At 63.2% G+C, this 18504-nt stretch carries 15 protein-coding genes and 1 pseudogene; 1 reads left to right on the top strand and 15 read right to left on the bottom strand.

The features are described from left to right. Positions 1–85 precede the first annotated feature (85 nt). Genes ftsA through J5J10_RS05290 form a run of 3 tightly spaced genes read right to left on the bottom strand, consistent with a single transcriptional unit; the run spans position 86 to position 3257 of the window. Positions 86–1420, bottom strand: coding sequence for a cell division protein FtsA (gene ftsA, locus J5J10_RS05300; RefSeq protein ID WP_208551483.1), 1335 nt, complete (start codon positions 1418–1420; stop codon positions 86–88). After that, on the bottom strand, positions 1417–2310 hold the full coding sequence (locus J5J10_RS05295; RefSeq protein ID WP_208553586.1) for a cell division protein FtsQ/DivIB: 894 nt from the start codon (positions 2308–2310) through the stop codon (positions 1417–1419). Before J5J10_RS05295 ends, ftsA begins: the two co-directional genes overlap by 4 nt. A gap of 20 nt (positions 2311–2330) precedes the next feature. Next, a complete protein-coding gene (locus J5J10_RS05290; protein ID WP_211929115.1) occupies positions 2331–3257 on the bottom strand; it encodes a D-alanine--D-alanine ligase in 927 nt (308 codons plus the stop codon). Positions 3258–3565: 308 nt separating this feature from the next. Here J5J10_RS05290 and J5J10_RS05285 point away from each other — a divergent pair, with 308 nt between their 5' ends. Next, positions 3566–4672 (top strand): metallophosphoesterase, encoded by a 1107-nt coding sequence (locus tag J5J10_RS05285; RefSeq protein WP_211929114.1) that lies wholly within the window; start codon positions 3566–3568, stop codon positions 4670–4672. On the opposite strand, the gene murB is transcribed toward J5J10_RS05285, so the two are convergent. The 12 genes and pseudogenes from murB to mraZ all read right to left on the bottom strand — a co-directional run bounded on the left by murB (position 4659) and on the right by mraZ (position 18411). Further along, positions 4659–5633, bottom strand: coding sequence for a UDP-N-acetylmuramate dehydrogenase (gene murB / locus J5J10_RS05280; RefSeq protein ID WP_211929113.1), 975 nt, complete (start codon positions 5631–5633; stop codon positions 4659–4661). The two genes, J5J10_RS05285 and murB, sit on opposite strands and share 14 nt — an antisense overlap. Further along, the gene (murC, locus tag J5J10_RS05275; protein WP_211929112.1) at positions 5634–7046 is read right to left on the bottom strand and encodes a UDP-N-acetylmuramate--L-alanine ligase; all 1413 of its coding nucleotides are present in this window, start codon (positions 7044–7046) and stop codon (positions 5634–5636) included. Beyond that, positions 7043–8164: an undecaprenyldiphospho-muramoylpentapeptide beta-N-acetylglucosaminyltransferase gene (murG, locus tag J5J10_RS05270; RefSeq protein WP_211929111.1), complete on the bottom strand. Its 1122-nt coding sequence runs from the start codon at positions 8162–8164 to the stop codon at positions 7043–7045. The genes murC and murG overlap by 4 nt, the downstream gene beginning before the upstream one ends. A 6-nt stretch (positions 8165–8170) precedes the next feature. Further along, a complete protein-coding gene (gene ftsW, locus J5J10_RS05265; RefSeq protein ID WP_208551488.1) occupies positions 8171–9325 on the bottom strand; it encodes a putative lipid II flippase FtsW in 1155 nt (384 codons plus the stop codon). A 1-nt stretch (position 9326) separates the two neighbouring features. Next, complete coding sequence (gene murD / locus J5J10_RS05260; protein ID WP_211929110.1) at positions 9327–10736, bottom strand: UDP-N-acetylmuramoyl-L-alanine--D-glutamate ligase; 1410 nt, start codon at positions 10734–10736, stop codon at positions 9327–9329. 7 nt (positions 10737–10743) lie between these two features. Continuing rightward, positions 10744–11844: a phospho-N-acetylmuramoyl-pentapeptide-transferase gene (gene mraY / locus J5J10_RS05255; protein ID WP_208551490.1), complete on the bottom strand. Its 1101-nt coding sequence runs from the start codon at positions 11842–11844 to the stop codon at positions 10744–10746. A 24-nt stretch (positions 11845–11868) separates the two neighbouring features. Further along, entirely contained in the window at positions 11869–13302 is a 1434-nt protein-coding gene (locus J5J10_RS05250) for a UDP-N-acetylmuramoylalanyl-D-glutamyl-2,6-diaminopimelate--D-alanyl-D-alanine ligase (RefSeq protein WP_211929109.1), read from the bottom strand. Beyond that, positions 13299–14753 carry a UDP-N-acetylmuramoyl-L-alanyl-D-glutamate--2,6-diaminopimelate ligase gene (locus J5J10_RS05245; protein WP_211929108.1) on the bottom strand — a complete coding sequence of 485 codons (1455 nt, stop codon included), beginning with the start codon at positions 14751–14753 and terminating at the stop codon, positions 13299–13301. The genes J5J10_RS05250 and J5J10_RS05245 overlap by 4 nt, the downstream gene beginning before the upstream one ends. Before the next feature lie 56 nt (positions 14754–14809). Beyond that, a complete protein-coding gene (locus J5J10_RS05240; protein ID WP_208551493.1) occupies positions 14810–16561 on the bottom strand; it encodes a penicillin-binding protein 2 in 1752 nt (583 codons plus the stop codon). Between the two features lie 23 nt (positions 16562–16584). Continuing rightward, positions 16585–16929: pseudogene (locus tag J5J10_RS05235) on the bottom strand (hypothetical protein); the annotation flags it as partial. A 1-nt stretch (position 16930) separates the two neighbouring features. Further along, positions 16931–17956 carry a 16S rRNA (cytosine(1402)-N(4))-methyltransferase RsmH gene (gene rsmH, locus J5J10_RS05230; RefSeq protein WP_211929107.1) on the bottom strand — a complete coding sequence of 342 codons (1026 nt, stop codon included), beginning with the start codon at positions 17954–17956 and terminating at the stop codon, positions 16931–16933. Between the two features lie 26 nt (positions 17957–17982). Next, positions 17983–18411, bottom strand: coding sequence for a division/cell wall cluster transcriptional repressor MraZ (mraZ, locus tag J5J10_RS05225; protein WP_208551496.1), 429 nt, complete (start codon positions 18409–18411; stop codon positions 17983–17985). Positions 18412–18504 lie beyond the last annotated feature (93 nt).

The following is an 18504-nucleotide window of genomic DNA, read 5'->3' as shown; positions in this document are numbered from 1 at the left end:
CTTCTCTTCTCGGCCGCATCGCCAAGCCGGCCAGATATGCTAACTTCCCAGCCCTGCCCGAACCTTGTGTCGGGCGAGGACAAACTCAAAAACTTTCCTTCAGCCACTGTCCCATGCGGGCAAACCGCCCTGAGCCGTGGTTGAACGGTGAAAACAGGCCGCCCTGCCCGGCATGGGTCTCCATGTCGGCCACCTGCGGATAGATCATCAGACCCACGGCCGTGGAGAACGCCGGCCCCTTGGCTGCGGCCGGGAGGCCGGCGACACCCATGGGGCGACCAATCCGCACGTTGCGGGCCAGGATGCGGCGCGCCGCTTCCGGCAGGCCGGTCAGTTGGCTGGCGCCGCCCGTCAGCACGACCCGCTTGCCGACCACAGGGCCGAAACCCGACTTCTGGATTCGGTCGCGCATCATTTCGAGCGTTTCCTCGATCCGGGCGCGAATGATGCGGGTCACAAGTGCACGCGGCACCTGATGCGGCTGGTCGCGCTCGTCCTCGCCGATCGGCGGGATGGAGATCAGATCACGTTCGTCCGTACTGTTGGCGAGCGCCGAACCATGAACAACCTTCAGACGTTCGGCGTCTTCGATCCGGGTGGACAGGCCGCGCGCGAGGTCGGTCGTTACGTGATGACCGCCAAGGCCGATCGCGTCCGTGTGGATGAGCTTGCCTTCCGCAAAAACCGAAATCGTCGTGGTACCGCCGCCCATGTCGATCGCGGCGCAGCCGAGTTCAACCTCGTCGTCGACCAGAGCAGCAAGACCACTGGCATAGGGCGTCGCCACGACGCCCTCGACGGTAAGGTGGGCACGGTTGATGCAAAGCTCGAGATTTTTCAGCGCGGCGCGTTCGGCCGTCACCACGTGCATGTCGACCCCGAGCGCGTCGCCGAACATGCCGAGCGGATCGCGGATACCGCGTTCGCCGTCGAGCGAGAACCCGGTCGGCAATGAATGCAGCACGGCGCGGTCATGGTTCTGCGACTGCTGGCCTGCCGCGACGAGAACCTTCTTCAGATCGCTTGCCTCGACTTCCTGGCCGCCGAGATCGATGGTCGCCGTGTAGACGTCGCTGGTGATGCGACCGGCCGACACATTGACGATCAGGCTATCGATGGTGAGACCCGCCATACGCTCGGCGGCATCGACCGCCAGACGGACGACGCTCTCCACCTGATCGAGATCGGCGATGACGCCCGACTTGATGCCGCGCGACCGCTGGTGGCCGATACCAATGATCTCGACGCTGTGTGTGCGACCGGGCAGGATCGCGCTTTCCTTGCGCGGCGTCAGCCGTCCGATCATGCAGACGATCTTTGTCGAGCCGATATCGAGAACGGAAACGACGTGAGACCGCTTCGACGACAGCGGCTTTATGCGCGGGAGGCCGAAGCCCTGGGAACCAAAGAAGGGGGTCATGTGCGCTGCCCCTGCTTCTTGAGAAACTTCTCGCGCTCGGCCAGCGCCTGCTCGCGCCGCTCCTGTGCCTCGGGCGTCAGGCGGATGGCGATCCGGTCAGGGAGACGAAGATCGATGGCGGCGATGTCGCGCTCCAGAACCTGCTGCTCCGCTTCCAGACGACCCAGACGATCCATGGCCTCCGCCATGCCGGTTTCCGGCAGCTTGATGATGACGCCATTATCGAGATGCACGTCCCAGCGACGGCTGGCGACGCGGACATAGGCCTTGATCTGCGGCGTGATGGCCGGCCAGCTTGCGAATTCGGTCTCGATCGAAGACGCCGCCCGCTCGGCATCGCGACCGACGAACAGCGGCAGCGAGGCGAACTTGTTGTCGCGGAGCGGCGCAATCACGCTCCCGTTCTTTTCGATGATCGAGAGTTCGGACCCATGCTGCCAGATGCCGAAGGCCTGACGCTCTTTCAGCATGACTTCGACGGTCCGCGGATAAACCTTTCGCACCTCGGCCGTTTCGACCCAAGGCAGCACAGACAGCGCCTGACGCGCCGCACCGATATCGAGGGCGAGCAGCGACGTGGTCCCATCAAGACCCAGAAGCTGAAGGATGTCGATTTCCGATGTGTGCTGATTGCCCGAAACACGGACGTCCTCGATCGCGAACCCGGCCGCCGACGTTAGCGACTGGGCGACGGTTTGGCCGTGTCCGCCGGCGATAACGCCGTAGCCGACAACGAAGGCACAGTAGGCAGCAAACGAAAGGCGACCGAGCGCAGGCGCGATCGTGATCCGGCCGGTGCAAAGCCCGATGACGAAACGCACGGCACGGCGCAGCGGACGAGGCAGCACGAACTGCTCCGCCTGTGGTGCGACCGCCAGCCGCCCCGCCATATCGTACCGACCATGGTCGTCTAGCGAGCGCACGACGCGTCCTCCACCATCCAACGAACGAAATCACCAAAAGAATAACCGGCGTGAGCGGCCATTTCGGGCACCAGGGAGGTCGGGGTCATGCCCGGCTGGGTATTGACTTCCAGCCAGATCAGATCGCCATCCCCACCGAGACGGTCGTCGTAACGAAAGTCCGAGCGACTCACGCCACGGCATCCGATCGCCTGATGCGCCTTGACCGCGAAGTCTTGTATTTTTTGGTAAATTTTCGGTGAAATTTCCGCAGGAAGAACGTGCCGGGAGCCTCCGGCGACGTACTTGGAATCGTAATCGTAGAAGCTGTGGCCCTGCGGCACGATCTCGATGACATCGAGCGCCTTGCCGTCCATAACGCCACAGGTCAGCTCGCGGCCAGCGACATAACGCTCGACCATGACACGATCGCCATAGCGCCATTCGGAGGAGCTCAGCACCTGCGGCGGATGAGACTGATCTTCCTGCACGATCACGACGCCGAAGCTGGACCCCTCGGTGACCGGCTTCACGACGTAGGGCGGCTTGATCGGATGCTCGTGACCGATCTCCTGGCGCATCATGATCCGCGCCTCGGCGACGGGAACTCCGGCATTGGCCGCAACGATTTTTGCCTGCCCCTTATCCATGGCAAGCGCGGAGGCAAGAACGCCGGAATGCGTATAGGGAATCTGGAGATATTCGAGCACACCCTGGATGGTGCCATCCTCGCCGAAGGGCCCATGCAGCGCGTTGAAGGCGACATCGGGCTTGAGGTCTGCGAGAACGGCGGCAATGTCGCGACCGACATCGACCCGCGTCACCTTGAAGCCCTCGCCTTCCAGAGCCTCGGCGCAAGCCTTGCCCGAAGAAAGACTGACCGGCCTCTCAGAGGACAATCCACCCATCAGGACGGCGACGTGCTTGCTACCCATGAACGCTCCGGGAATTACCGACTACCACACTGCGACGAAGCGACTCGAAGACAGTGCGCGCCGACGTGGGAGCAGTAGAACGACATTAAGGTTAATGAAGCGTTTACTTTTCTTAACCGGGAGCTGCGCCGAGCGGAAATTTTGCGAACCGTAGCCAAGCTTCATCGTTCCCGCCGGACGCTGGCCAGTTCAAGTCGACTGGCATCCGACACCGGCAAGTTCATGGCTTGAGAGGGCTTTTCGCCACTGTGGTTGCGCCGCCTGTTCTGCTATCGTCCGCCCTAAGGCCGCCACGGGAGAAGTTCGCAATGCTCACCAGACGTTCCTTCATGGGCGCCCTCTCCGCCGCCACCGTCTCCACCATAAGCGGTCCGCTCCGGGCCGCCACATCGACCGACATCACCTTCCTCGTGATCAACGACATACACGCCTGCCGGATGGGCGACGTGCTCAGCCCCGGTTGCGCCGAGGAGGGAAAAACCGATGAAAACCTGCTGCGCCACATAAGGGCTCTCAACGGCATCGCATCCCGTCAGTGGCCCCTGGAGATCGACGGCAAGCCAACGGACCTTCGGAGCGCCGGCACGGCGATCGGCCATCCTGTCGGGGTGGTCGCCTGCGGCGACCTGACAGATGATGGCGGTGGCCAGACGGCCGAGCTGTCGGAAGGATCGCAGCTGAAGCAATTCGCGCAACGCTACCGCCTTGGCTCGACACCGGACGAGGTCAATTACCCCGTCTATGTCGGCCTCGGAAATCACGACCTCGACCAGGACGGTCGATCGCCCAATACGGACTGGTACCGCGACGAACTGCGCGATTATGTCCGCATCAACCACAAGCCCAGTGCCTTCTTCAAGGCGCCCTTGCCGGCGGAGAACTATCACGAGGCGTCTGACAGCTATTCCTGGAACTGGCAGAGGCTGCATCTCGTGCAATTGCAGCGTTTCGGCGGGGATACGAGGAAAGGCGCGGCGACCGCCCTCTCCTGGCTGAAGAGCGATCTGGCGGAATTCGCTGCCGACGGGCGGCCGGTCGTTCTTTTCCAGCACTACGGATGGGACCGGTTTTCAACGGAGCGATGGGACCCGGAACGCACGTCCTTCGACGAGACCGGGAGCGGGCCGCCGCACTGGTGGAGCGACGAGGAGCGCAAAGCGCTCCTGGATACGCTGTCGGGCTATAATATCGCCGCGCTCTTTCACGGACACGAGCACGATGCGCCGATGATCTACAAGGCCGACGGCCTAGATATCGCCAAGGCAACGGCCGCCTACAAGGGCGGTTTCGGCATCGTTCGGATAACCGACGATTTCATGGATGTCGCGCTGGCGGAGGCGATCGACGACGAGGGCGGCGTGCGGTTCCTCGCCGCCCATCGCAAGTCACTGCCGAGCCTCTTTACTCGGCGGTGACGCCCATGAACGGTTTCACCTCGCGCCCCGGCATGAAGATGCCCAGGCGCTTGATCTCCCATTCGAGCTTGACGCCGGCGTTTTCGAACACTCGTTGGCGAACTGTCTCGCCGAGATATTCCAGATCGTAGCCGGTCGCGTGGCCCACATTGATCATGAAGTTGCAGTGAAGCGACGACATCTGCGCGCCGCCGATCATCAGCCCCCGGCAACCAGCCTCGTCGATCAGCTCCCAGGCCGAGTGGCCTTCCGGGTTCTTGAACGTCGAGCCGCCGGTCTTTTCCTTGACCGGCTGCACCGTCTCGCGGTGATGGCGAACCGCATCCATGTCGGCCCGGATCTTCGCCTTGTCCTCGGGGTATCCCTCGAAGGTGGCATGCGTGAAGATCAGGTCGGATGCGGCGGACGAATGGCGGTAGGAATAGCCCATCTCCGCCTTGCTGAGCCGGACAATATTGCCCTTGCGATCGACCGCCTCGACCTCGACCAGACGCTCTGACGTATCACCGCCATTGGCGCCGGCGTTCATGCGCACGGCGCCGCCGATCGATCCCGGAATGCCGTAGTAGAAATGGAAGCCGCCAATATTGTTGTCCATCGCCATGGCGGAAATGTGCTTGTCAGGGCAGATGGCACCGGCGCGGATCAGGTTTTCGCCGGCGAGTTCGACCTGGCCGAAGCCCTTGGCCGACAGCCGGACAACCACGCCCGGAATGCCGCCGTCACGCACCAGAAGGTTGGAGCCGACGCCGACCACCGTCAACGGAACCTCTTCCGGCAGCAGTTTCAGGAAGGCGATGAGATCGTCGACGTCGTGCGGCTGGAACATAAGCTCGGCGAGACCACCGGCCTGGAACCAGGTGACGCGATCCATCGGAGCGTCGGGCGTCAGGCGCCCTTTGAGCTCGTTGGCGCCCGGTCCGAGCGATGCCAGCAGTTTTTCTCCGTCGACCTGTTTCATTCACGCACTTCCTGTCAGGGCTTCCAATTCCTTGGGCAGCGCTGCCGCCCACTGCGTAATATTGCCCGCTCCGAGCAAAATGACAAAATCTCCGGGCTGCGCCACTGAGGCAACAAGTCGCGGAAGATCGGTGGGCGTTTCCAGGTAGCGGGCGTCGCGATGGCCGCCCGACTTGATGCGCGAGACCAGCGCTTCGGAATCCGCACCCTCGATCGGATCCTCGCCCGCCGCATAGACCGGCGCCAGCAGGATGCTGTCTGCATCGTTGAAGCAGTTGGCGAAATCCTCGAACAGGCTCGACAGACGGCTGTAGCGATGCGGCTGGTGGACGGCGATGATCCGGCCCTTGCACGCCTCGCGCGCGGCTCGCAGCACGGCGCGGATTTCGACCGGATGGTGACCATAGTCGTCGAACACCTGCACGCCGTTCCAGGTCCCCGTCAGCGTGAAGCGGCGCTTGACGCCACCGAAGCCGGAGAGCCCCTTGCGGATCGCGGCCTCGTCGATCCCGAGACGATTGGCGACAGCGATCGCAGCGCAGGCGTTCGAAATGTTGTGGCGGCCGGGCATGGGCAGCATGAGATTGTTGAAGTTGAACACCTTGCCGGTGCGGCGACGGCGGATCTCCACATCGAAGAACGATTGCGTGCCTTCCAGCCTTACGTTGGAATAGCGCACGTCGGCCTGCGGGTTTTCGCCATAGGTAATGACCTTGCGGTCCTCGATCTTGCCGACAAGAGCCTGAACTTCCGGGTGATCGAGGCACATGACGCCGAACCCGTAGAACGGCACGTTCTCGACGAACTGCCGGAAGGCGGCGCGAACGGCGTCGAAATTGCCGTAGTGGTCGAGATGTTCGGGATCGATGTTCGTGACGATCGCCACCTCGGCCGGCAGCTTCAAGAAGGTGCCGTCGGATTCGTCAGCCTCCACCACCATCCATTCGCCCTCGCCCATGCGGGCATTGGTGCCGTAGGCGTTGATGATGCCACCATTGATGACGGTCGGGTCGAGCCCGCCAGCATCGAGCAGCGCCGCGACCATGGAGGTCGTCGTCGTCTTGCCGTGCGTGCCGCCGATGGCGATCGCATTGCGGAAGCGCATCAGTTCGGCGAGCATCTCGGCGCGCCGGACGATCGGCAGCAGCTTTTCGCGCGCGGCGATCAGTTCCGGATTGTTCTTCTTGATCGCTGTCGAAACGACAACGACTTCGGCCTCGCCAAGGTTGGCCGCCTCGTGCCCGACGAAGACCTCGATGCCCTTGGCGCGCAACCGCTGGACATTGGCGCTGTCGGACTGGTCGGAGCCCTGCACCTTGTGGCCGAGGTTGTGTAGCACCTCGGCAATGCCGCTCATGCCGATGCCGCCAATGCCGATGAAGTGGACGAGCCCGATGGAGGTCGGCATTTTCATCTTGTCATTCCCTTGTAGTCCGAAACGCGTTTGCCAGCGGCAATAGCCTCCACAAGGTCCGCAAGCAAGCGCGCGGCGTCAGGTTTGCCGACATGGCGGGCGGCCGTTGCCATGGTGGAGAGCTTGTCAGGCTGCGTCATCGCGTTCTTGAGGAAGTCCGCAAGCTTCTCCGGCGTCAGCTTCGCCTGGGCGACGACCTTGGCCCCACCGCTTGCCTCGAGCGCCGCGGCATTCGCCGCCTGGTCATGATCGAGCGCGTAAGGATAAGGCACAAGCAGCGACGGACGGCCGATCACCGAAAGCTCCGACACCGTCGACGCACCGGAGCGGCAGATGACGAGATGCGCGGCGGCGATGCGGGCCGCCATGTCGGTGAAGAAGGGCGCGATCTCGGCGGCGATGCCCATCTTGGCGTAGCACTCCCTGACCCGCTCCTCGTCCTCGGGACGCGCCTGCTGCGTGACGACCAGACGCCGGCGCAGATCATCATCAAGCAGCGTGATCGCATTGGGGATGGCGGAGGAGAAGAACTGCGCGCCCTGGCTGCCGCCGAACACCACCAGCCGGAAGGGACCTCCCTCGGGCGACGGGGCATAAGGGATGTCGGCGGCCGCGATCACCGGCGGCCGTACCGGATTGCCCGTCAGGACCGTCTTGTCGAGATAAGCCGCGTCCTCGACGAGGAAACCGCCGGCGATCGCCCTCACCCTCTTGGCGAGCGCGGTATTGGCGCGCCCCATGACGGCGTTCTGCTCGTGTATCATCGTCGGCACGCCAAGGCCGCTTGCAGCCAGCAGCGGTGGCACCGTCGGATAGCCGCCGAAGCCGACGACAACAACCGGCTTGACCTCACGCACCAGACGGCGGGCCGCGCGATAGCCACTCCAGAGCGTCAGCAGAGCCCTGGCGATCGCGACCGGGTTCTTCGAGCCGATCGTCGCTGACGGAATGGAGTGGACGGCCTCGGCCGGAAAGCTGCCCGCGTAGCGCTGGACCCGGCTGTCGGTGACGAGGTGGACACGATAGCCGCGATCCGTCAGCGTATGCGCGAGCGCCTCAGCCGGAAAGAGATGCCCGCCGGTCCCGCCGGCGGAAAGAAAGACGATGCCCTTGGCCATGTTCGCTTACTCCGCCGGCACGCCGTGCATCGACCGGAACAGGCTGCGCTCCTGGGCGCGTTTTTCAGGTCGGTGACGCGTCAGCGCCAGGATGAAGCCGGCCGTCACGCAGATCGCGATCATCGACGAACCGCCGTAGGAAATCAGCGGCAGCGTCATGCCCTTGGCCGGCAAAAGTTCAAGATTGACGCCGATGTTGATCATCGACTGGCTGCCGATCTGCAACACCAGCCCGGCAACGGCGAAGCGGTTGAAGTCATCGCGCTCCCGGTAGGCGTGGCTGAGCCCGCGCAACACGAGGAAGGCAAACAGCGCCACAAGCGCCATGCAGAACAGGATGCCGAACTCTTCCGCCGCGACGGAGAAGATGAAGTCGGTATGGCTGTCGGGGATGATCCGCTTGACCACGCCCTCGCCCGGCCCCTGGCCGAACCAGTCACCGCGAATGATCGCCTCGCGCGCGGTATCGACCTGGAAGGTATCGCCCTCGCCGGTCCAGAACCGGTCGATACGCCCCGCCACGTGGGGCAGTGTCACATAGGCCGCGCCGAGCCCGGCGACGCCGATGCCGCCCAGGATGGTGATCCAGAGCCACGGCATTCCGGCCATAAAGAACATTGCGCCCCAGACGACCGTGGTGAGGATGGTCTGGCCGAGGTCGGGCTGCGCCACGAGAAGCGCGGCAACGACACCGAACAGGATGATGGCGAAGAGATTGCCGGGAATGTCGGGATGGCGGGCGTGTTCGGCGAACAGCCAGGCACAGATGACGACGAAGGCAGGCTTCATGAATTCCGAAGGCTGGATGGACAGACCTGCGATAGACACCCAGCGTCGCGCGCCCTTGACCTCAACCCCGAAGAACAGCGCAAGCACCATCAGCACGATGGAAATTGCAAGCAGCAGCACGGCGGCGCGGCGCACCTGTCTCGGAGACAGAAAGGACAGGCCAATCATCACGCCGATCGCGGGCAGCATGAAGAAGGCATGACGCTTGACGAAATGGAAGCTGTCGAGACCGAGGCGCTCGGCCACAGCCGGCGACGCGGCGAAAGAGAGCATGAAACCGATGCCCATCAGAAGCAGGAACAGCACCAGGAACAGGCGGTCGATCGTCCAGAACCAATCGGCGAGCGGTCCACGCTCTGCGCGGCTGACCATGTCATTTGCCTCCTTCGGGCACGTCCACGAGCATCGTCACACCGGCAAGGCCGGCAACATGCGCGACGAACGAATCACCACGCACTTCGAAATTCTTGTACTGGTCGAAGCTTGCGCAAGCCGGGGATAGCATCACGGCGACCTCCTGCCCGTCCGCTGCCGCATCGGCCGCCGCATGTGCCACGGCCCGCTCCAGCGTCCCGGAAATCTCGTAGGGCACCACGTCGCCGAGCGTTGCCGCGAAGGCGGAGGCAGCCTCGCCGATCAGATAGGCCTTGGCGATGCGCGAGAACAGCGGCTGCAGGCTGGTGATCCCCCCTTCCTTGGGAAGACCGCCGGCGATCCAGTAGATTCGATCGTAGCTTGACAGCGCCGGCGCCGCCGCCTCGGCGTTCGTCGCCTTGGAATCGTTGACGAAAACCACGCTTCCGATGCGGCCAACCGGTTGCATGCGATGCTTGAGGCCTGTGAAGGAAGACAGACCGGCCCGGATTTCGTCGGGCGTGACGCCGACGGCGAGGCAGGCGGCGATGGCCGCCGCGGCATTCTGGGCATTGTGGCTGCCACGCAGCGTCTGGATGCCGTTGAGGTCGGCCAGAATCGATGTCGCACCCTGGTGCGCCTCGATGATACGGTGCCCCTCGTTATAGAACCCGCTTGCGAGCGGCTGGCGTTTGGAGATGCGCACCACCTTGCCGCCGCCGTTTTCGATGCGGTCGGCGATCAGTGCGCAATAGCTGTCGTCCACGCCGACAATGGCCACATCGCTACCAGCGACCAGCCGTTCCTTAACCTCGGCGTAGTGCTGCATCGTCCCGTGCCGGTCGAGATGATCGGGCGTCAGGTTGAGCAGGATGCCGGCGGTCGGATTAAGCGTCGGCGCAAGATCGATCTGGTAGGACGAGCATTCGACAACGAAATACCGCCCGCCTTTCGGCGGCTCCAACGTCAAGACGGCACGGCCGATATTGCCGCCGAGCTGCGTGTCGCGGCCGGAGCTGGACAGGATATGAGCGATCAGCGCCGTCGTCGTCGACTTGCCATTGGTGCCGGTGATGGCGATGAACGGGCAGTCGGGCGCCAGCGCGCGACGCTCGCGCACGAAGAGCTCGACGTCGCCGATCACCTCGACCCCGGCGGTCTTCGCGAGCGTCACCGTCCAGTGCGGCTTCGGATGGGTGAGCGGAACGCCGGGGGACAGAACGAAGGCCGAAAGCGGCGTCCAGTCGATCTCATGCAAATCGCGCGTTGCGATCCCCTCGCCGGCGGCCTTGGCGACACTGTCGGGATTGTCGTCCCAGCAGACCACATCCGCCCCGCCGGCAACGAGCGCGCGTGCTGTGGCAAGGCCGGAACCGCCAAGACCGAACAGCGCGACCTTCTTGCCAGCAAAGGTGGTGACGGGGATCATGGAGCCCTCACCGCAGCTTGAGCGTCGAAAGGCCGAGCATCGCGAGGCCGACGGCGATGATCCAGAAGCGGATCACGACTTGGCTTTCCGTCCACCCGAGCTTCTCGAAATGGTGGTGAATAGGCGCCATCAGAAAGACGCGTTTCCCCGTCCGCTTGAACCAGAAGACCTGGATGATGACCGACAGCGTCTCGGCCACGAACAGTCCCCCGATGATCGCCATGACGATCTCGTGCTTCGTCGCCACGGCAACGGAACCGATGAGACCGCCCAGCGCAAGCGAGCCGGTATCGCCCATGAAGATTGCGGCGGGCGGTGCGTTGAACCACAGGAAGCCAAGACCCGCCCCGATGACCGCGCCCAGCAGTACCGCAAGTTCTCCGGTACCGGGCACGAAGTTGATCTGCAGGTAGTTCGCGAAGACCGCGTTACCGGAGACGTAGGCGATCACGCCGAACGAGGCGGCGGCGATCATGACAGGCACAATGGCGAGGCCATCAAGACCATCGGTGAGGTTCACCGCGTTGCCGGCAGCCACGATAACGAAGCCGCCGAAAAGCACGAAGAAGATGCCGAGATTGAGCAGCAGATCCTTGAAGAACGGGAAAGCCACCGACGAGCCGAAGGTCGAGCCCTGCGGACCCGAGGCCAGCGCGGTGCGCATCATGAAATAGACGGCGATGCCGGCGATCAGGAACTCGATGCCGAGGCGCGCCTTGCCCGAGAACCCCTTGTCGCTCTGCTTCGTGACTTTGAGGTAGTCGTCATAAAAGCCGATCGCGCCGAAACCGAGCGTGACGAGGAGGGTAGCGACGACATAGGCGTTTGACAGATCGGCCCACAGCAGCGACGAGCCGACGATACCCGCCAGGATCATCAGACCGCCCATGGTCGGCGTGCCCGCCTTCTTGAAATGCGTCTGCGGACCGTCGGCACGGATGGGCTGGCCCTTGCCCTGACGAACCCTCAGCGAGTTGATCATGGCGGGGCCGAACAGGAAGACGATCATGGCACCGGTGAACATCGCCGCGCCGGTTCTGAACGTAATGTATCGAAAGAGATTGAAAAATTGCAGGTCGCTCGACAGTTCCACCAGCCAGATCAGCATGGGAGCCCTTTCCGAAAAGCTCGATTAATTCAGGCGCTCCGTCTCGTGGAATGCCGGATACTTGTCAAGAAGCGCGGCCACGATCTTGCCGAATCCGGTTCCGAGCGAGGATTTCACCATGAGCACGTCGTTGGCCTTGACCTTGGTCAGCGCGAACTTCGCGAGATCCTCGGTCTTTTCCCGGTACTCGACGTGAACGCTGTCCGGCAGGGCATCGCGCAGCGCCCGCATCTCCGGTCCGGCAAGCCAGACGTGGCTCACGCCCGCGGCAAGGAGCGGGCTCGCCAGTTCAGCGTGCACCTTTTCCGAAAACGCCCCCATCTCCAACATGTCGCCAAGAACCGCGATCTGCCGCCCCTCGCCCTTCGCAGGCGTTTGCGCCAGAAGCGCTATTGCCGCACGCATCGATGCGGGATTGGCGTTATAGCTTTCATCGATCAGGGTGAAATTGCCCCTGCCGATCTTGAGCTTGTGGCGCTGTCCACGCCCCTTCACCGCCGCCAGTCCGCCAAGCGCCTGAACCGCCGCGTCGACATCCGCGCCGAGCAGTTTCACTGCGCCAAGCGCCGCCACCGCATTCTCGGCGATGTGCTTGCCGGGAGCAGAGATAAAGACTTCGCGCGTCTCGCCGCCGAAACTGGTCCAGATCGTCGAGCTCTCGGCCGAGCCGTCATATTCGGCAAGACGGAATTCGGCTTTCGCATGCTGGCCGAAAGCATGGATGTTGTCGACGCCGGCGGCCTGGGCGGCCTTGTCGAGGAAGTCGTAAAAGGCGTTGTCGCGGTTGAGAAGCGCGTGACCGCCGGGCTCGACGCCTTCGAAGATCTCCGCCTTGGCGGCAGCGATTTCCTCAAGACTGTTGAAGTTGCCGAGATGGGCGGCGGCGATCGTGGTGATGATCGCAACATGCGGCCTGACCAGCTTGACCAGCGGCCGGATTTCGTTCGGATGGTTCATGCCGATCTCGAACACACCATAGTCTGTGTCCTCCGGCATGCGCGCAAGCGTCAGCGGAACACCCCAATGGTTGTTGAAGGATGCGACGGCGGCGTGAACCTTGCCGGACGGTTCGAGAACAGTGCGCAGCATTTCCTTGGTGGTGGTCTTACCCACCGAGCCGGTGACGGCGACGATGCGGGCACGGCTGCGGGCACGAGCCGCGACGCCAAGCCGCTCCAGCGCCTGCAACACGTCATCGACCACGATCATCGGAACGGTGAGACGGCCAAGCGCCGGCAGCTTTGCCTCGCTGACGACGAGAAGCGATGCGCCATTGGCGACCGCAAGGCTTGCGAAATCATGGCCGTCGACGCGCTCGCCCTTGATGGCGAAGAAGGCTTCTTCCGGGCCGATCGAACGGCTGTCGATGGAAATACCGTTGACGCCCTCCGGCATCTGGCCGAACGGGCGCCCGCCCATGGCATCGGCCATTGCCTGCGATGTCCAGAGATAAGTCAATTCTTGAGCTCCTCCAATGCCTTGGTGAGTTCCGCATGGTCCGAGAACGGCAGCGTGACCGACCCGACTGTCTGTCCCTCCTCATGACCCTTTCCGGCGACGATCAGCGTGTCGCCGGACGACAGCATCGATACGGCAGTACGGATCGCCTCGGCCCGGTCGCCGATCTCGGTGGCACCGTTCGTCGCGGCCATGATCTCCGAACGGATCGTGGCAGGCTCTTCCGAACGCGGATTGTCGTCGGTGACGATCACCACATCCGCCAGCCGGCAGGCAATCTCCCCCATGATTGGCCGCTTGCCCTTGTCCCGGTCACCGCCGCAACCGAAGACGACGATGACGCGGCCGGTCGTGAAGGGCCGCACGGATTCCAGAACATTCTTCAGCGCATCAGGCTTGTGGGCGTAGTCGACGTAAGCGAGCGCGCCGTTTTTCGTGTGGCCGACCAGTTCCAGACGCCCGGCGGCACCCTTCAGATGCTCGAGCGCCTTCAAGGCCTTCGCCGCAGGCACGCCGGTCGATATTGCAAGACCTGCCGACACAAGCGCGTTCGCGATCTGAAAGTCACCGGCAAGCGGAATGTGCACCTCGAAGATATCGGAACCGGCATGGACCTCGGCGACCTGCTTGTGCCGGAAGTGCTCGACCCGCTTCAGCGTCAGGTAACCCCCTGCGCGACCGACGGTCCGCACATCGAGCCCGGATGCCTTCGCAACGCGGATGGCTTCCGCCGACCAGGGATCGTCGGAAAAGATCACCGCCGGAGCCCCCTTCGGCAGAAGTGTATCGAAGAGCCGCATCTTGGCGGCCATGTAGTCCTCGATCGTCGGATGGTAGTCCATGTGATCGCGGCCGAGATTGGTGAAGGCACCGGCAGCAAGCTTCACGCCGTCGAGGCGCGACTGATCGAGCCCGTGGCTGGAGGCCTCCATCGCGGCATGCGTCACGCCCTCTGCGGCAAGTTCGGAAAGCAGCTTCTGCAGCGCGACCGGATCGGGGGTGGTGAGCGAACCGTACTCCTCGCGGGTCGGCGAGATCACACCCGTGGTGCCGATCTGCGCGGCTGCGAGGCCGGCGGCGGCCCAGGTCTGGCGCGTGAAGGAGGCGACCGACGTCTTGCCAGCGGTGCCGGTGACGGCGACCATGGTTTGCGGTTGCGCACCGAAAAATCGTGCCGCGGCAAGCGCCAGGAAACGGCGGGGATTGTCGACAACGATGACCGGCACGTCCGCGTCGACGGCATGGCCGGCCACAACGGCAACCGCCCCGCGCGACACGGCATCGGCCACATAAGCGGCGCCATCCGCCTTCGATCCGGACAGCGCGACGAACAGCGCTCCGGGCGTCACCTTGCGACTGTCAGCTGTGAGACCCGCGACCTCCAGTCCGCCGGCACCGGCCGGAAGAGTTTCAAGGGGTGCCAGGTCGGATGCAAGATCGGTCAGTTTCATACATGTATTCCAATTGTCGGCCCGGCCTCCAGGAGACCGGACGAATCGCTGTTCACTCAGTAAGACACAAGCATGGACGAGCCATCTTCGCCAAAACTGGGTTCTACACCGAGAATTGCGGCGCTTCTGCGAATGAGATCCTTCGTCACCGGCGCGGCGGTATAGCCGGCGGTTGGACCGCCATTGTCGTCACCCGTCTTGGGCTCGTCGACGAAGGTCATCACCACGTATTTTGGGTCGGAAATCGGGAAGGCAGCGATGAAGGCATTGAAGTTCTTGTCGCTCGAATAGCGGCCGTTCACAACCTTTTCGGCGGTCCCGGTCTTGCCGCCAACGTCGAAGCCTTCGACGCGGGCACGACGACCGGAGCCCTGCGTTCCGTTCCATTCGAACAGGAAGCGCATGTCGTCGCTGGTCGATGGCTTCATGACCACCTGAGCGAGTGTATCGGCCTCCTCGCGAGAACGCGGGAGAAACGTCGGTGGAATGAGCTTGCCACCGTTGACAAGGGCCGAAACCGCGACAGCCGTCTGCAATGGCGTCGTCGAGACACCATGTCCGAACGAGATCGTGACCGAGTTGATCAGCTTCCACTCGCGCGGCTGCGTCGGCGTCGCGACTTCGGGAATCTCCGTGTCCATCTTGGTCAGCAGACCGATCCGCGTCAGAAACTCTTTGTGGGCTGCGATACCGACCGATTCCGCCATGCGGGCGGTCCCGATGTTCGATGAATACTGGAAGATTTCCGGAACGGTCAGGACGCGTCCCTTGCCATGAAAGTCCTTGATCGTGAAACCGCCAATGCGGATCGGATAGCGTGCATCGAAGCTCGACTGGAGCGTCACCTTACCCGAGTCGAGTGCCATCGCCGTCGTGAAAGCCTTGAAGGTCGACCCCATCTCGAACGTGCCGTTCGACATACGGTTCAGCCAGCCCTCCTTGGCGCCGACGGTCGGATTGTTCGGGTCGAAATCCGGAACCGATCCCATGGCGATGACTTCGCCGGTATGCGCGTCGAGGATGACCGCACCGGCGCCGAGGGCTCCGTATTTCGAAACGGCGTTGACTAGCACCTCGCGAACGATGTTCTGCACCCTCAGATCGATGGAAAGCCGGACCGGCTCGAGCGGAGCATTGCTGGTCAACCCCGCTGCGGCGAGATCGGCAAGGCCTTGCTGGTCAATATAGCGTTCCATGCCCGCCATGCCGCGATTGTCGATATTGACGAAGCCGACGATATGGGCCGCCGTCGGTCCGCCGGGATAGAAACGGCGCTTTTCCGGCCGGAAGCCGATGCCGGGAATGCCGAGCGCGAGAATCTGGCTCTGCTGCTTCGGCGTCAGCTGGCGCCGCAGCCACTGGAAATGCGAGCGCGGATTGGAGAGCTTGCGATAGGTGCCCTTGATGTCGAGGTCCGTCAGGACTGTCGCGAGCTTCTCGACCGCTTCATCCGGATCGACGATCTTGTGAGGCTCAGCGAACAATGAGACGGTGCGGATGTCGGTCGCCAGAACCTCGCCATTGCGATCCAGGATATCGGGGCGCGACGCCATCAGACGGTCGGCCGGCAGGATGGAGGAGACGACCTCCGGATGAGCATAGCCATATTGCACGAGGCGGCCGCCGATAACTGCGTAGAAGGCGACGAAGCCGGCCATCATCAGGCCGACGCGCTTGCGGGCCAGTTCCGCCTTTCGCTTGCCCGTACCCTTGAAGGTTCCGGTGTTGAGCGAGACACCGACCCTCTGGCTGTTGGCCGAGAAATGGGCCTGGCTTTTCAGAAGCATGATCCGTGACAAAAATGACATCAGGGCTTCACCGAACCTGTTTTGATAATATCCGTCACCGAAAGTCCGTCCTCTTCGGCCACTTCGGGCTGCGGAAGCTGCGAACGAAGCATCGGGAGTTCCGCCGGACGCGCCAGCTGCGTCGACTCCGTCGGCTGAAGCTTCAGCTCATCGCCATAGACCTGGACAAGACGGTCCAGCCTGTTCGGCTGCGTCAGCAGGGCCCAGTCCGCCTTGAGCAGGTCGATCGTGTCGTGCTCCAGCTTGATCTCGGCCTCGATACGGCGAACCTCTTCCAGCTTTTCCTCGGCGTGATGCTTGATCTTGTAGGTGACCGTCGCGGTGGCGACCATGGCGCCGATCATGATGAGGTCGAAGGTGCGCAGCATGTCAGCCTCCCAATCGCTCGAGGCTCGCCAGAGCCGGAAGGTCGAATATGGCCATGTCGGCCTTGGGAGCCGGCGCAGCGGTGCGGATGCCGGCCCGCAGCTTGGCCGAGCGCGCACGGGGATTGGCCTCGGCCTCCTCCTCGCTTGCGGACACCATGCCCTTGCCGAGCGGTTCGAAGATCGCCGGGGCAACTGCCGCCATCGGCATGTGCCGCGATCCGCCGCTCTTGCCGGAGCGCTCGGAGAAAAACTTCTTCACGATGCGATCCTCCAGCGAATGGAAGGTCACGACGACAAGGCGACCGCCTGGCTTGAGAACCTGCTCGGCAGCAAACAGCGCCTTGGCAAGCTCGCCCAACTCGTCGTTGACGAAGATGCGCAACGCCTGGAATACGCGCGTCGCGGGATGGATGCGGTCGGTCATCTTGCGCGGGGTGACGATCTCGATAAGTCCGGCAAGATCGCGGGTCGTGCGGAAGGGCTCTTTCAGCCGCTGCTTCTCGATCGCGCGGGCGATTCGGCCCGCTTGCTTCTCCTCGCCGAGAAACCCGAAGATGCGGGTGAGATCGGAGACCTTGGCGCGATTGACGACGTCGGCAGCAGAGACCCCCGAGGCCGACATGCGCATATCGAGCGGACCGTTCTTCTGAAACGAGAAGCCGCGCTCTGCCTCATCGATCTGCATGGAGGAAACGCCGATGTCGAGCACGACGCCATCAAGGCCGCCATCAGGGGCATGCTCGGAAAGACGGGAAAATTCCGAATGGATGAGCTTCAACCGGCCACCATAGCTCGCAACAAGCGCCTGACCGGCGACAATCGCGGTCGGGTCGCGGTCGAGCGCGATGACATCGGCACCTTTTTCCAGAATGGCCGAGGTGTAGCCGCCGGCGCCGAACGTACCGTCAAGAACGACCTGCCCCGCTTCGGGCGCAAGCGCCGCGAGAACCTCTGAAAGAAGAACCGGAATGTGGCGAACCGGTCCGCCTCCGGCTTCAGCTGAACCTCCGCCAGGATTCGCCATCATTCCGTTTCCTCGTCCTGCAGGGGCCGCTAGCCTCTCGGCTTGCGCCCCTCCCTCGCCGCCGTCTGCGCCGTCTGAAACGCATCGGGCCGCCAAAGCTGAAAACAATCCGACCGTCCGACAAAGGTCACTTCCGAAGTGATTCCGGTGAAATCGCGGATAAAATCCGTGACCATCAACCGGCCTTCGCCGTCCAGCCGCATATGAACGCCACCGCCATGCACGAGAAGCGACAGATCGTTCGCCTCCTGCGAAAACGGATCGAGCTGGGCAAGCTGCCGCTCGTACCGTTCGAACAGGTCCGGACCACCCACAGTGATCGCCGGAAAGACGAAGTCCTGCAGGCAATAGAGATCCTGGACCTCCTTCGCCATCAGGACGGCACGAAACGGCGCAGGCACGGAGACCCGGCCCTTCGCATCGATCCTGTTCGTTGCATTGGACAAGAAGCGGTTCATGAAAACCAGAAGCCGCCCCTATCGGCAGAAGGCGGAAAACCCGCCCGGTAAACCCAACAAATCGACATGCCACCGAGGAGCGAAAAGACCCGG

This window comes from Ciceribacter sp. L1K23, from assembly GCF_018122705.1.
Lineage (GTDB): Bacteria > Pseudomonadota > Alphaproteobacteria > Rhizobiales > Rhizobiaceae > Allorhizobium.
The sequence above is the reverse complement of the archived record's forward strand: the minus strand, read 5'-3'. Positions and strand labels throughout refer to the sequence as shown.

Coding starts and splice junctions, on each gene's coding strand:
- mraZ (WP_208551496.1), bottom strand. CDS start 18,411: ATGAACCGCTTCTTGTCCAATGCAACGAACAGGATCGATGCGAAGGGC.
- murG (WP_211929111.1), bottom strand. CDS start 8,164: ATGGCCAAGGGCATCGTCTTTCTTTCCGCCGGCGGGACCGGCGGGCAT.
- ftsA (WP_208551483.1), bottom strand. CDS start 1,420: ATGACCCCCTTCTTTGGTTCCCAGGGCTTCGGCCTCCCGCGCATAAAG.
- J5J10_RS05285 (WP_211929114.1), top strand. CDS start 3,566: ATGCTCACCAGACGTTCCTTCATGGGCGCCCTCTCCGCCGCCACCGTC.
- J5J10_RS05290 (WP_211929115.1), bottom strand. CDS start 3,257: ATGGGTAGCAAGCACGTCGCCGTCCTGATGGGTGGATTGTCCTCTGAG.
- J5J10_RS05240 (WP_208551493.1), bottom strand. CDS start 16,561: ATGTCATTTTTGTCACGGATCATGCTTCTGAAAAGCCAGGCCCATTTC.
- murD (WP_211929110.1), bottom strand. CDS start 10,736: ATGATCCCCGTCACCACCTTTGCTGGCAAGAAGGTCGCGCTGTTCGGT.
- murB (WP_211929113.1), bottom strand. CDS start 5,633: ATGAAACAGGTCGACGGAGAAAAACTGCTGGCATCGCTCGGACCGGGC.
- ftsW (WP_208551488.1), bottom strand. CDS start 9,325: ATGGTCAGCCGCGCAGAGCGTGGACCGCTCGCCGATTGGTTCTGGACG.
- murC (WP_211929112.1), bottom strand. CDS start 7,046: ATGAAAATGCCGACCTCCATCGGGCTCGTCCACTTCATCGGCATTGGC.
- mraY (WP_208551490.1), bottom strand. CDS start 11,844: ATGCTGATCTGGCTGGTGGAACTGTCGAGCGACCTGCAATTTTTCAAT.
- J5J10_RS05245 (WP_211929108.1), bottom strand. CDS start 14,753: ATGAAACTGACCGATCTTGCATCCGACCTGGCACCCCTTGAAACTCTT.
- rsmH (WP_211929107.1), bottom strand. CDS start 17,956: ATGATGGCGAATCCTGGCGGAGGTTCAGCTGAAGCCGGAGGCGGACCG.
- J5J10_RS05295 (WP_208553586.1), bottom strand. CDS start 2,310: ATGGCGGGGCGGCTGGCGGTCGCACCACAGGCGGAGCAGTTCGTGCTG.